This window comes from Phyllobacterium myrsinacearum (assembly GCF_002980555.1).
GTDB classification, from domain to species: Bacteria; Pseudomonadota; Alphaproteobacteria; order Rhizobiales; family Rhizobiaceae; genus Phyllobacterium; species Phyllobacterium myrsinacearum.
Genome location: NZ_PVBT01000001.1, coordinates 54739 through 68698, shown reverse-complemented (window position 1 = coordinate 68698; position 13960 = coordinate 54739). Strand labels below are relative to the sequence as shown.

Annotated in this window: 11 protein-coding genes and 1 pseudogene; 8 read left to right on the top strand and 4 right to left on the bottom strand. The window is 61.1% G+C overall.

What is annotated here, in order from left to right; translation table 11 throughout:
* Position 1: 1 nt before the first annotated feature.
* The 3 genes from modA to trhO form a co-directional block, all read right to left on the bottom strand.
* A complete protein-coding gene (gene modA, locus C5750_RS00310) occupies positions 2 to 754 on the bottom strand; it encodes a molybdate ABC transporter substrate-binding protein (protein WP_105733037.1) in 753 nt (250 codons plus the stop codon).
* A 276-nt stretch (positions 755 to 1030) separates the two neighbouring features.
* Entirely contained in the window at positions 1031 to 1747 is a 717-nt protein-coding gene (locus C5750_RS00305; protein ID WP_105731883.1) for a tellurite resistance TerB family protein, read from the bottom strand.
* An 87-nt stretch (positions 1748 to 1834) separates the two neighbouring features.
* Positions 1835 to 2764, bottom strand: a complete 930-nt coding sequence (trhO, locus tag C5750_RS00300) for an oxygen-dependent tRNA uridine(34) hydroxylase TrhO (RefSeq protein WP_105731882.1) — start codon at positions 2762 to 2764, stop codon at positions 1835 to 1837.
* Between the two features lie 125 nt (positions 2765 to 2889).
* Here trhO and C5750_RS00295 point away from each other — a divergent pair, with 125 nt between their 5' ends.
* Positions 2890 to 3522, top strand: coding sequence for an N-acetylmuramidase family protein (locus tag C5750_RS00295; RefSeq protein ID WP_105731881.1), 633 nt, complete (start codon positions 2890 to 2892; stop codon positions 3520 to 3522).
* Between the two features lie 38 nt (positions 3523 to 3560).
* Entirely contained in the window at positions 3561 to 4202 is a 642-nt protein-coding gene (locus C5750_RS00290; RefSeq protein ID WP_105731880.1) for a 2-dehydro-3-deoxy-phosphogluconate aldolase, read from the top strand.
* Between the two features lie 111 nt (positions 4203 to 4313).
* On the opposite strand, the gene C5750_RS00285 is transcribed toward C5750_RS00290, so the two are convergent.
* Positions 4314 to 6212 (bottom strand): peptidoglycan L,D-endopeptidase MepK, encoded by a 1899-nt coding sequence (locus C5750_RS00285; protein WP_425352314.1) that lies wholly within the window; start codon positions 6210 to 6212, stop codon positions 4314 to 4316.
* Positions 6213 to 6654: 442 nt separating this feature from the next.
* Here C5750_RS00285 and C5750_RS00280 point away from each other — a divergent pair, with 442 nt between their 5' ends.
* From C5750_RS00280 to C5750_RS00260, 6 genes and pseudogenes are all read left to right on the top strand, one after another.
* A complete protein-coding gene (locus C5750_RS00280) occupies positions 6655 to 8490 on the top strand; it encodes a M3 family oligoendopeptidase (protein WP_105733035.1) in 1836 nt (611 codons plus the stop codon).
* A pseudogene (locus tag C5750_RS26965) lies at positions 8487 to 8690 on the top strand (DUF3445 domain-containing protein); the annotation flags it as partial. The gene C5750_RS00280 and the pseudogene C5750_RS26965, both read left to right, overlap by 4 nt.
* A gap of 19 nt (positions 8691 to 8709) precedes the next feature.
* Entirely contained in the window at positions 8710 to 9375 is a 666-nt protein-coding gene (locus C5750_RS00275; protein ID WP_280953517.1) for a heme-dependent oxidative N-demethylase family protein, read from the top strand.
* A gap of 152 nt (positions 9376 to 9527) precedes the next feature.
* The gene (locus tag C5750_RS00270) at positions 9528 to 10970 is read left to right on the top strand and encodes a homospermidine synthase (RefSeq protein ID WP_105731879.1); all 1443 of its coding nucleotides are present in this window, start codon (positions 9528 to 9530) and stop codon (positions 10968 to 10970) included.
* Positions 10971 to 11471: 501 nt separating this feature from the next.
* Positions 11472 to 11864: an outer membrane lipoprotein Omp10 gene (gene omp10 / locus C5750_RS00265; protein WP_105731878.1), complete on the top strand. Its 393-nt coding sequence runs from the start codon at positions 11472 to 11474 to the stop codon at positions 11862 to 11864.
* A gap of 170 nt (positions 11865 to 12034) precedes the next feature.
* Entirely contained in the window at positions 12035 to 13894 is a 1860-nt protein-coding gene (locus C5750_RS00260; protein WP_105731877.1) for a bifunctional metallophosphatase/5'-nucleotidase, read from the top strand.
* Positions 13895 to 13960 lie beyond the last annotated feature (66 nt).

The window sequence follows — 13960 nt, the reverse complement described above, 5'->3', positions numbered from 1 at the left end:
ATCAGCCTGCCTTGTCAGATGCGCCGACAAAGCCTTTCGACTTGATGATCTCCTGGCCTTCATCGCTGGCGAGGAAATCGAGGAACGACTTGCCTTCGGCCGAAGGCTCCTTGCCGACCAGCGCAGCCGGATAGAGGATGGGCTTGTGCGTCGAACCGGCAAAACGATAGGCTTCGATCAGTTCCGGCGCAGCGGTATGGTCCGAGGCGTAGACGATGGCGGAGTTCGCCTCGCCGCGACGCACGAATTCCAGCGCCGCGCGCACGTTCTCGGTGAAAACGGCGTTCTTGGCGACGTCGTCCCAGACTTTCAATGTCTCCAGCGCGCTCTTGCCATACTTGCCCGCCGGCACGTTGCTGGGATCGCCCATGGCAAAGCGCCCGGCCTTCAGGATGGCCGCGGCATCGCCCTTGTCAGCCTTGGTCAGAATGACAAGCGCATTGCCCGCAACGATCTTGCGCGACGGCTTGTCGATGAGATTGCGCTGCTCGAGATAGTCCATCCAGTCGAGATCGGCGGAAATGAAAAGGTTCGCGGGCGCGCCCTGCTCGATCTGCTTGGCCAGCACCGACGATGCGGCAAAGGAGGAGGTCACTTTCGTGCCGGTCTTTGCTTCAAATTTCGCAGCCGCCGTTTCGACCACTTCCTTCATGCTCGCCGCGGCAAACACCGTTACCTTTTCGGCGGCAGAGGCACCGTTGGCACCCGCCATCGCCGCCAGAACCATAAAGCCCAGAATGAGAATTTTTTTCATGAGGTCCACCCCTGTCCACGAATCCATGGCGGTCTCACACCGGCCATGCATCCAGTTGCATACATCAGACATGATGGTGGGTCCGAACAAAGCGCGCGCGACCCGGACGCTCTCAAAACCCTTGACGCAATGGCAGCCATCGACACTGCCCTTATGTCCTGACGAACCCTCGGCCCCGAGTCAGAACGCGTCAAACTAGACTGGAGTCGTTTGTCTTGTCGAGAGCAAAACACCCGCCTTGCGGGGCGGGTGTTTTCAATGCGGGTTCGCTCGCCGCTACGCCTGCGGCGCGGGCGTTTTCACATTGGCCACGGTGGCCTCGATATGATCGATGAGATTATCCGGCAGTTTCAGGCGTCCGGCCAGAAGATCGAGATAGCCGCGTTCGGCGCGGGTCTTGGCCTCGATGGCAAGGCGCGACGCCGTGTAAAGCTCGACCTTCTGCGCATCGGTGACAGCGGCGGCAACCAGCGCGTCGACATTGACGGGGGCATTCAGCTCCATGGCGAGGAATTCCTGCGCGTCGCTGTTCATGCCGGACAGGGAGAGCTTTTCAACGATGCGGGCCCGTTCCGCCTCATCCACATGGCCGTCGGCGCGGGCAGCGGCAATCATGGCGCGCACCAGCACCAGCGCAAATGCGTGCTCGCCCTGCGGCGCCGTCGCCGGATGGAAGCTTGAATCGTCAGGCGGCGGCAGCAGGTCCGGCTGCCCGGTCTTCGCCGTCTCGGCCGGTGCATTGCCCGACTGATAACTCTGATAGGCCTTGTAGGCGAGCCCGGCCACGGCAGCGAGGCCGCCGAGCTTCAGCGCACCGCCGGCGATGTCGCGGCCCGTGCCCGTGCCCAGCAGCACCGCAGCCAAAGCGCCGGCCGCCAGCGGATTGTCCTTGGCCATCTGTGTTGCCTTGCCGGCCGTATCTCGAACGGAGGTTCCAGTTCCGGGAATACTGCTTCCCAGAAAATCATCAAGAATCTTCTTCGGGTCGAACATGCAAATCTCCTCATGGCTGCACGGATGCGTCCCGACCTAGTTAGGGTCGGCATGGCGGCATTGCAATGACCGATGGATTTTTTGTGATCAGGAGCCGATATGCTGCTTTTCGCCGCGCAATTTGGCGAGTTTCACCTGTTTTTGCCGTTCGGCAAAGCGGGCGCGGTCGGCATCCGTCCGCTCGTGATAGCAGTTCGGGCAGGAAATGCCTTCGGCAAACAGCGGGGACAATTTGTCCTCCGGCGCAATCGGATTGCGGCAGGCATGGCACAGCTCCGCGTCGCCCTCGACCAGTCCATGACCGACCGAGACGCGTTCGTCGAAGACAAAGCACTCGCCTTCCCAGCGGCTTTCCGCGGCGGGCACGTCCTCGAGATATTTGAGGATGCCGCCCTTTAGATGGAACACATCGTCAAAACCCAGCCCCTTGACGAAGGCCGTCGCCTTCTCGCAGCGGATGCCGCCGGTGCAGAACATGGCGATCTTCTTGCCTTCCAGTTCGTCGCGGTGGTTTTCCACCCATTGCGGGAACTCGCGGAACGTCTTTGTCTGCGGGTCAACCGCATTGGCAAAGGTGCCGATCGCCGTTTCATAATCATTGCGCGTATCGATGACGATCGTGCCGGGGTCGGAAATCAGCGCGTTCCACTCCTGCGCGGGCACATAGGTGCCGACGCTCTGGAGCGGGTCGATATCCTCGACGCCCATGGTGACGATTTCCTTTTTCAACCGCACCTTCATGCGCTTGAACGGCATGTCGCTCGCGTAGGAATATTTCAGTTCCATGCCCGCAATGGCAGGCTCCGCTTCAAGAAATGCAACCAGCCTGTCGATGGCTTCAGCCGAACCGGCCACCGTGCCGTTGATGCCTTCGCCCGCCAGCAGCAGCGTGCCCTTGATGCCCGCCCCGCAGCACAGCTGCGCCAGCGGCTCCTGCAACGACTGGTAGTGTTCCAGCCGGGCAAAACGGTAGAGTGCTGCCACTTTGAAGGGCAAGTTTGCTGTGTGATCGGTCATGATCCCCTGCAACTACTGCTCCCAGGCGATGATTTCAAGAGTTTTACACCACCAACTTATCAACCACCCGCCAAAGCGCCCGATAATCCCTGGTGAACAGGTACAATTCCCGAGGGACTGAGAACATGCTTTCACAACAGGATATGGGCGACATCCGCGACGAGGCGCAGCGGGCCGGAATCGAACCGGCGGCGCTGCTGGCCGTCGTCGAGGTGGAAAGCGGCGGCGTCTGCCTTTACCGGATCGACGGGCACAGCGAACCGCCCATCCGCTTCGAGGGACACTATTTCGACCAGCGTCTGACAGGCGGCCAGCGGCAGATCGCCCGCAGCAAGGGTCTCGCCAGCCCGACCGCCGGTGCGGTCCGCAATCCCGCATCGCAGGCGGCGCGCTGGCAGCTGCTGGAGGCAGCCATCGCCATCAACCGGCCGGCAGCGCTTGAATCCGTATCCTGGGGGATCGGGCAGGTCATGGGCGCCCACTGGAAATGCCTTGGCCATGACAGTGTCGAGGCGCTGGCCGCCGAAGCGCGCGCTTCGCTCAAGGGGCAGCTGCGCCTGATGATCCGCTTCATCGCGCACAACAACCTCATGCCTGCCCTGGCACGGCATGACTGGAAGAGCTTTGCCCGCGCCTATAATGGTCCAAAGTTCACACAGAACCGCTATGATGCCAAACTGGCCCTCGCCTGGCGCCGTTTTGCCGCGGCCGAATCCCGCGGCACCACAGCAAGCGGTGGACAAAGCGGCCCGGTATGACTAAATCGATTGAACCCAACAACAGCGGAGAGTTTGACATGGCCCAGAAGACCGATTTGCTATTACCCGTTCTGAAGGGCCAGCCGGTTATCCCGGTCATTCTCGTCAACGATGTCGCCCATGCGGTGCCGCTGGCCCGTGCGCTGGCCGCCGGTGGCCTTCCGGCCATCGAGATCACCCTGCGCACACCCGCCGCGCTCGACGCCATCCGCGCGGTCGCCAATGAAGTGCCCGAGGCCATCGTCGGTGCCGGAACCATTCTCAATGCGCGCCAGTATGAAGAGGCCAGCGCCGCCGGATCGCGTTTCATCGTCAGCCCCGGCGCCACGCCGCAGCTGCTGAAGGCTGCGAGCACCGGCAAGGTGCCGCTGCTTCCCGGTGCGATCACACCGGCGGAAATCATGGCGCTGCGCGAAGAAGGCTATACAATGCTGAAATTCTTCCCGGCCGAGCAGGCAGGCGGAGCGTCCTTCCTCAAATCCCTGTCGTCACCCTTTGCCGGTATCCAGTTCTGCCCGACCGGCGGTATCGGTGCGGGCAATGCAAAAACCTATCTTGATCTGCCGAACGTTGTCTGTGTCGGCGGCTCCTGGGTTGCTCCGGAAAATCTGGTTCAGGCCGGAAACTGGGATGAAATCACCAGGCTTGCCGCCGAGGCCGCCAAGCTGGCGAAGGTATAGAGCGGTATTTTTAAGCATGCCTTTTGGTGTGTGGTGCAGCAGATACCGGAATTCATGAAAAAGGGCGGCCCGTTTCGGAGCCGCCCTTTTGTTTGACCCGTGAACGGGTGATCAGTTGGTTGCGGTGAACTTCGCAATCGACAGGAAGGTCACAGCCTTGCCCGTGAACTTGTTGGTGTCGGCCACCGGCAGCGCCTGCTGGAAGCCTGCCGTATAAACGGTCGTCGGCGCAGTGCGCATGGCTTCGTTGCGCAGGACGGCCGGTTCGACATTCGGCGAGGTCTCGGCGACCTGCTGGCTGGACAGCGCCCGGTCCGGCACTTCCGAGGCAACCTGGATAGCCTTGGCACCCTGGTTCTTGGCCGTCTGGCGGCGCGGCTTCGAGGTTTTGCCCGTGGTGATCACACCGCTGTCGAGCATGGCCACCGGATCGGCCGAACCGCCCGCATCCAGCATGGTGCGGCGCAGCGACGGCTGGGGCTCAGCCGATGCGAGCTGCGTGTTCTGGGCCGGTGCCGGCTTGTTGCGGACGACGCGGCCGCCCGTGGTTGCCGGTACTGTCGGCATGGCCTGGGCCGATGCAACGGCCGGTGCCTTGGCATGGGCGGCATCGGACTGCTTGATGATGGTTTCCAGATCGTCGTTCGGGACCGGGATGACATCATGCTCGGATGCCGCGGCAACCTGTACCTGCGCAGGCGGCATGGCCGGGCGCGGGTTCGGCACCACCGAGGCCACCATCATGTCGGTACGCTTGGGACCGGACTGCGGCTTGTCAAAGGGAACGGGAACCAGCGCATTGACCATTTCCGGCTGAGCGGCCGGTGCCGGTTCGTTGGCCGGAGTGTTCACATTGGCGGCGATCATGTCACGGATGGCACCGGCGCTGTCGGTGGGACGCGGCGTCGGCAGGGCTGCGACAACGGTCGACTGATCCTCGGCGAGCGCGTTCAGCGTGGCGGGAGCGCCTGTTTCAGGTGCAGCCGGCGCATAATCCGGACGGCGCAGCGGCACAGGAACGGCAAAGGCGAGCGCGGCATTGTCTTCCGGCGAGGCTTCGACCGGTGTTTCAGGCCGCGGCGCTGTCAAAGGCGCAGGCGCATTGCGGGTTGGCAGGGCAGGCGCAGCCGGAGCTGCGGCAGGGGCGGACTGTCCGACCGCCACGCCCGGCAGCGATGTTGCACCGCCGCCTTCGTCATCATCCGATGCAGCCGGCCTTGCGACGCGGGCTACGCCGCGCGATGGGGTCGGCGCGGAGGCCACGGCGACGCTGCCTTCGCTGGAATCCTCCTCGTCGTCGGCACCGCCGCCGCCAAAGAGCATGCCGAACAGGGTCTTGCCGCGACGGCCGGAGCTGGAGGAATTGCTGGCGACCTGCACGGAACCGCCGCTGCGCTTGCGCGATTCATAGGCGGCAACAGCCTGTTCATAACCGGGCAGCGGCTTGCCATCCGCGGGGATGTGCATCGTCTTGCCGTCGGGGAAGACGGCCAGCAGTTCGCGGCGGCTCATGCGCGGCCACATGCGGACATTGCCGACGTCGGTGTGGACGAAAGGCGAGCCGGATGTCGGGTAATAGCCGACGCCGCCGGCCTGGAATTTCAGCGCGGTCACGCGCAGGGTCGAAAGTTTCACGCCGGGAAGATACCAGTCCATCGCCTTGCCCAGCATATGCTGGCTTTTCTGGGCGACGCCGCGGCTGCGCGAGCGCAGCATGGAATTGGTGGCCGGAGACCGGTAGGCGGAAACCACATGGATGTAATCGGAGCCGCCGACGGCCTGATAGACCTGCCAGACCAGATCGAACAGGCGGGGATCCATGTTCGTCGGTTCGTTGCGGCGCCAGTCGCGCAGGAAGCGGTTGAGCTTGTTCAGGCCGTCCTGCTGATAGCGTCCATTCTTCTTGAACGTGATTTCCGCGCGTTCCTTGGTGTGAATGAAATAGAGCTTGAGCGTGCGTGTCTCAGCGGAAGCCTGTGCCGATGCGAACAGCATCGAGCCGAAGACCATGAGGAACACAAACCAGCTGGCGCGTACAAAAGAACCTGCCGTCGATTTGCCGTTCTGTGCATGAATCATGTTTGACAATGTCGTCCCAACCTTGACCGTTTTTTCCAGTCCCCGAATATCTGGATTATCCGATTTAATGGTTAATGGTCACTTATTGAAGAACAAATACGTTGAGAGCATGGCAAAAACCCAGACGCGAAAAGCTGATTCAAGACATGGTCAACGGGTGGTTAACAGCACCATTAAGACCTTTTGGCGTCAGAATCCACCCTTCTTAGGTCTTACACACGCACGTTTTGTAAACGCGGAATACGCAACTGGAACAATCGCCAATGGACTTTTAACATCTGGCTCGCCGAAACTATCTCTCATGATTCGCGTTTGAACAAGCGGTCGATTGCCAAAAAACGGTGCCAAAATGAATTTCGAAATCAAGAACCCCATGCCTTCCGCAAAGTCCGGCGCTGCCGCCGTCAAGGCGGATCAGAGCGCGCTCGGCGCCCTGCCCGAGTGGAATCTGGCCGACCTCTATCCGTCGGCGGACAGCAGTGAACTGAAAGCGGACCTGCAGAAGGCCGATGAGCTGGCCGTGCTGTTCGCCAAGCGCTGGAAAGGCAATCTGGCGGCGGAAGCCGCCAAGCCCCAGGGCGGCGCCTTTGCCGAAGCGATCAAGGAATTCGAAGCGCTGGAAGAACTGATCGGCAAGATCGTCTCCTATGCCGGGCTGGTCTATGCGGGCGATACCTCCGATCCCAAGCGCGCCAAGCTCTATGGCGACATCCAGGAAAAGATGACCAATGCCAGCGCGCATCTGATCTTCTTCAGCCTCGAACTCAACCGCATCGACGATGCGGTGATCGAAAAGGCGATGGACGGCAATCCCGCCATCGGCCATTACCGGCCCTGGCTGGTCGATCTGCGCAAGGACAAGCCCTACCAGCTCGACGACAAGATCGAACAGCTGTTCCACGAGAAGTCGATCACCGGACGCGGCGCCTGGAACCGCCTGTTCGACGAAACCATGACGGCACTGCGCTTTGATGTCGATGGGGAAGACCTTGCGCTCGAACCGACGCTCAACATGTTGCAGGACGCCGATGGAGCCGTGCGCAAAAAAGCATCCGACGCGCTGGCAAAGACCTTCAAGGCAAATCTGCGCACCTTCACGCTGATCACCAATACCCTGGCCAAGGACAAGGAAATCTCCGACCGCTGGCGCGGCTTTGCCGATATTGCCGACAGCCGCCACCTCGCCAACCGCGTCGAGCGGGAGGTGGTGGACGCGCTGGCCGAGGCCGTGCAGGCGGCCTATCCGCGCCTGTCGCACCGCTACTACGCGCTGAAGGCCAAATGGCTCGGCCTCGACTACCTCAACAACTGGGACCGCAACGCACCCTTGCCGGAAACGCCGCAGGCGGTGATCCCGTGGACCGAAGCCCGGGACACGGTGCTGTCGGCCTATCGCGGTTTTGCGCCTGAGATGGCCGATATCGCCCGCGCCTTCTTCGAGAAAAACTGGATCGACGCGCCCACCCGCCCCGGCAAGTCGCCGGGCGCTTTCGCCCATCCGACCGTGCCGTCGGTGCATCCCTATGTGCTGCTCAACTACATGGGCAAGCCGCGTGACGTGATGACCCTTGCCCATGAACTCGGGCACGGCGTGCATCAGGTTCTGGCCGGTGATCAGGGGGCGCTGATGGCGTCAACACCGCTGACCCTTGCCGAAACCGCCTCCGTCTTCGGCGAAATGCTGACCTTCCGCTCGCTGCTGGAAAAAACCCGCGACAGGCGCGAGCGCAAGGCCATGCTGGCCCAGAAGGCCGAGGACATGATCAATACGGTCGTGCGCCAGATCGCCTTCTACCTGTTTGAACGGCGGGTGCACACCGAGCGCGCCAATGGTGAACTCACCTCAGACCGCATCGGCGAGATATGGCTGGACGTGCAGAAGGAAAGCCTCGGGCCGGCAATCCGCTTCGGCCCCGGCTATGAGACATTCTGGACCTATATTCCGCATTTCATCCATTCGCCGTTCTACGTCTATGCCTATGCCTTCGGCGATTGTCTGGTGAATTCGCTGTATGCGGTCTACCAGAATGCCGATGCGGGCTTTCAGCAGAAATATTTCGACATGCTGAAGGCGGGCGGCACGAAACACCATTCGGAGCTTTTGGCTCCGTTCGGTCTCGATGCGACCGATCCGGCATTCTGGCAGAAGGGTCTTTCGGTCATCGAAGGCATCATCGACGAGCTGGAGGCGATGGACAGCCCGGAATGAGTGCGCCCGCTCACACGCCATATGACGGCTCGGCGCAACCCTTCACCATCGGGTTGCACCAGCTTGACCTGAAGGACTGGATCGAGATTGACGCCAATCTCGTTCCCTACCTCAGGGAAAAGCGACGGCTATTCGGGCTGCATGCGGGGAAGATTTTTGTCGAGGAACCCGGCACGCAGGACGCGCAAAAGGAAGTGCTCGACCTCTTGAGCGCGCATCTTGCCGGGCACTACCCAGCGCTTTACCGGCGGGACGGCGAGGATTACCGGCTGGGACGAGCAGGTGGCGCTCGGCGGCGCCGGTTCGCCCTTTCTGCATCGGGCCGCCAATCTGGTGCAGGAAGACCTCGTCCTCATGCGCAAGGATGAACGGCGCGGCTGGCATCTGGCGGCGGCATCGCTGTCCTTCCCTTCCTCCTGGACCCTTCTGGAAAAATTCGGCCGCTCCATGGAGGATATCCACGCGCCGGTGCCGGATTTCGGCGCGGGCACACGCAATGCCGGCCTGATCAGCCGCATGTTCGACAATCTGCGGCCGGACCGGTCGGTCTATCGCATGAACTGGTCGTTGCAGCCGGACGGCGATCTCTACCACCCGTTGTCGAGCCACCAGAAGGGCGCACGCTACACGGATGCGGACATTGTTACCCAGAGCTTTATCCGCGTCGAACGCCAGACCCTGCGCAAGCTGCCGGCATCCGGCGCCATTCTCTTCACCATCCGCATTCATCTCGATCCGGTGAGCGCCTTGAAACGGCACCCGGAATGCCGCGGCGTGGCCGAAGCCTTTGCCCGTCAGCTCCAGTCGCTGAACGAGGCGCAGGCGCATTACAAAGGCATTATGGCTGTCCGCGACCGGCTTGTCGCGGCTTTAAAGTCACTTTGAAGCATTTCAATTAACAGTAGTTGCAGTTTTCACCCCTTTCGGGTGAACGGTTGTTTGCTCTTTGTCATCACTATGCTCTATGGTTTCTTTGAAGCGGTGAAATAACCGCTGCCCTCATTGATGGAGATTAAAAAATTAGGAGTAGCAAAAAAATGGCGAAGGCGAATTGGCCTGTACATGGAGAAATTACTGGTCCGATCGTGATGATCGGTTTCGGGTCCATCGGACGGGGTACCCTGCCCCTCATAGAGCGCCACTTCAAATTCGATAAATCCCGCCTGGTCGTCATCGACCCGAGTGATGCCAACAAGAAACTGCTCGACGAGCGTGGCATCCGCTTCATTCAGGAAGCCGTTACCAAGGAAAATTACAAGACGCTGTTGAAGCCGTTGCTGACTGCAGGCGATGGTCAGGGTTTTTGCGTCAATCTGTCCGTGGATACGTCGTCGGTCGATATCATGCGCCTGTGCCGCAAGCTCGGCTCGCTCTATATCGACACGGTCATCGAGCCATGGGCCGGATTCTACAATGCGGGCGGCGACAACGCGAAACGCACCAATTATGCGCTGCGCGAAACGCTGCTGGCGGAAAAGCGCCGCAAGCCCGGCGGCACCACGGCTGTCTCCTGCAGCGGCGCCAATCCCGGCATGGTGTCGTGGTTTGTCAAACAGGCGGTTGTCAATCTCGCCAGGGATCTGGGCATCGAGCACACCGAACCGGCGCGCAATGACCGCGACGGCTGGGCGCGCCTGATGCGCCAGACCGGCATCAAGGGCATTCACATTGCCGAACGCGACACCCAGCGCGCGGGCGAGCCGAAGCCGTTCGGCGTGTTCTGGAACACCTGGTCGGTGGACGGCTTCATTTCCGAAGGCCTGCAGCCAGCGGAACTGGGCTGGGGCACGCATGAAAAATGGCTGCCCAAGAACGCCCGCAAGCAGAAGAAGGGCAACAAGGCCGCGATCTTCCTCGAACAGCCCGGCGCCGATACCCGTATCCGCACCTGGTGCCCGACCGAGGGACCGCAGTTCGGCCTCCTGGTGACACACAATGAGGCGATCTCGATTGCCGACTTCTTCACCGTGTTCGACAAGAAGGGCAAGGCTGCCTACCGGCCGACCTGCCACTACGCCTATCATCCGTCCAACGTGGCAACGCTGTCGCTCGACGAAATGTTCGGCGCCGCCGGCCAGCCGCAGCCGATCCATCACGTTCTGGAGGAATCCGAGATCGTCGATGGGGCGGATGAGCTGGGTGTCCTGCTCTATGGCCACGACAAGAACGCCTACTGGTACGGCTCGCAGCTGACCATCGAGGAAGCCCGCAAACTGGCGCCTTACCAGAATGCAACCGGCCTGCAGGTCAGTTCGGCCGTCCTTTCCGGCATGGTCTGGGCGCTGGAAAATCCGCAAGCTGGAATTGTCGAAACCGACGAGATCGATTTCCGCCGCTGCCTTGAAATCCAGAAACCCTATCTCGGGCCGCTCAAGGGGCACTATACCGACTGGACGCCGCTGGAAAACCGTCCTGGCTTCTTCAAGGAAGACATCGACACCAGCGACCCCTGGCAATTCCGCAACATTCTCGTGCATTGATCAAAAACGGCAACCCAAGGGTTGCCGTTTTCATATCCGCTGCGTGGCTGTGGTGCGTGGTTCTGCAGCACTCCCTCCCCGTTGCCACGCCCGCTTTTGCGTCTGGCTGTTGAAAGAGGAGAATGACGGGCGGTCCTTGGAACGCGGGTCTTGGGTAGTTCGTATGCGATGCTTGCGATCCAAGGACCACCCGCCCCGGCAAACGGTTTCGCCCAACATAGCATGATTGGACTTAACCTTCCCGGCCTGGGGTCTCCCACAGGCCGAAGCGCCGATCCTTTCCCGACTTTCGAAGGTTTCCGGAAGCATTCCCGCCGGAAAGGACGAGGAGAAGGATAAGCGAGGTTGGGAGAACGTGGATAAGTTGCTGGTGAATTTCTTATAAACAACAGTTTTGCAGAAACCGCAGATGACGAAACTCCGCCGCTGATTAAACTTATGTCTTGTTTTTGCTTGGTTTTCGCGGCATTTAAGAGGGCAACCCATCAGGAGATTGATCGGATGAAACGTATTTCACTGGCCTTCAGCGCAGCGACCATGGCAGTGGCACTTGCTGCTTGCCAGAGCAGCGGCCCCATTCACGACAACGGACCGGTGCAGGCTTCCCGCCCAACCGATGCCGTGCAGGGCCAATGGTTTGATACATCGGGCGTTGCCTTCTCGAATTTCAACGGCGGCGTTTTCGAGACCCGCGCCAACGACACCAAGGAAAAACTGGCCGAAGGCAGCTACCGCTTTGCCTCTGCCAGCCTCATCGAGATCAACCTGCGCTCGCTCGCCCGCGGCACGCAGTCCAAGGTCAATTGCGCCCTCGTCAATCCCGGCCAGTTGAACTGCACCTCGTCCAGCGGCCAGCAATTCTCGCTGACACGCCGCGGCAGCCAGACCGGCTGACAGATCGCCGGCCGGGACAGGCCACTGTACCGGCCGGCTTTACCTCGAGCGGCAAAAACCGCCGCTCTTCCCTTGCATGCCACGCCAAGGAATGAAAGCATCGGCGCATCTGTCACACGGATGCCAACGACCGGTGACAGCATCAGGCGACCGCAACAGGGGAACAGTTCATGTCAAAAATCCTCGCCCGAATTCTGCTCGGCACCTCGGCTCTCGTCATGACCGCCGGTGCGGCCATGGCCGACTACACGCTCACCATTCTCCACATCAACGATTTCCACTCGCGCCAGGAATCGATCAACAAATATGATTCGACCTGCTCCGCCGAGGAGGAGAACAAGAACGAGTGCTTTGGCGGCATTGCCCGGGTGAAAGCCAAGATCGACGAGCGCCGCGCCGCCCTCTCCAGGGATGGCGGCAACGTCATCGTGCTCAATGCGGGCGACGAATTCCAAGGCTCGCTGTTCTACACGACCTACAAGGGCGACGACACCGCCGAATTCATGAACGGCATCGGCTATGATGTCATGGCCCTCGGCAACCATGAATTCGACGATGGCGTCGACACGCTGGCAAAATTCCTCGGCAAGGTGAAATTCCCGGTTATTTCGGCCAACACCATTGCCGCCGAGGGCTCGCCCATTGCCGGCAAGTACAAGCCCTATGTCATCAAGGACATCGGCGGCCAGAAGATCGGCGTTGTATCGGCCATCACCACCGACACGGCGGATATTTCAACGCCCGGACCGACGGTCAAATTCGCCGATGAGATCGAAACCCTGAAAAAGCAGGTCGAGGCGCTGAAGGCCGAAGGCGTCAACAAGATCATCGCGCTCAACCATGACGGCTATGTCAAGGACAAGCAGATCGCCGCCAGCGTTGCCGGGATCAGCGTGATTGTCGGCGGACACAGCCACACGCTGCTGTCGAACACCGATCCGCAGGCGCTGGGGCCCTATCCGACCCTCGTCAAGGGACCGTCCGGGCGGGACGTGCCGATCGTCCAGGCGAAATCCTATTCCAAATATCTGGGCGAGCTGAAAGTCACCTTCGACGATGACGGCAATGTCATCAGGAGCGAGGGCGCGCCGATCCTGCTCGATTCCTCCGTGGTGCCCGATCCCGCCTATCTCGCGCGGGTCAAGGAACTGGCCAAGCCCATCGAAGCCCTGAAAGCCCAGAAGGTGGCCGAATCCATCGGCGTCATCGAAGCCGCACGCGAGGTTTGCCGGGTGGTTGAATGTTCCATGGGCAATCTTGTCGCCGATGCCATGCTCGACCGGGTCAAGGGCCAGGGCATGAGCATCGCCATCATCAATGGCGGCGGCCTGCGGGCATCCATCGATGCCGGGGATGTGACCATGGGCGAAGTCCTGACGGTGCTGCCGTTCCAGAACACGCTGTCGACCTTCCAGCTGAAGGGGGCCGACGTGGTGACCGCGCTGGAAAACGGCGTCAGCCAGATCGACCAGGGTGCGGGCCGTTTCGCGCAAGTCTCGGGCCTGAAATACGCATTCGACGTGTCAAAGCCCGCCGGCCAGCGCGTTTCCGCCGTTGATGTGCGCGACGGCAGCGGCTGGAAGCCGATTGACCCGGCGGCAACCTACGGCGTCGTCTCCAACAACTACATGCGCGCGGGCGGTGACGGCTACAAGATTTTCGCCAGCAATGCCCAGAACGCCTATGATTACGGCCCCGGACTTGAAGCCGTGGTATCGGACTATCTCGCCAAGAACACGCCGTACAAGCCCTACACCGACGGGCGCATCACCGTTCTGGCCGCGGCCGCCACACCAGCCGCAGCCGACCCCGCACCGCCCGCCAAGCCTGCCGCCGAAACGGCAGCGCCAGCACCCGCAGCAGCTGCCACGCCATCGGCCTATACGATCAAGCGCGGCGACAGTTTCTGGAATATTGCCAAACAGATCTACGGCAAGGGCTCGGACTGGAAAAAGCTGGCGGCAGCCAATCCGCGGATGATTGCCGGCAAACTGCCCATCGGCGGCGCGATGACGATCCCGCCGCGCTAATTCCAGCTTGGACAAACGGTCCTAGGACGGTTATTTCGACCCGGTGCAACTTGAATGTTGTGCCGG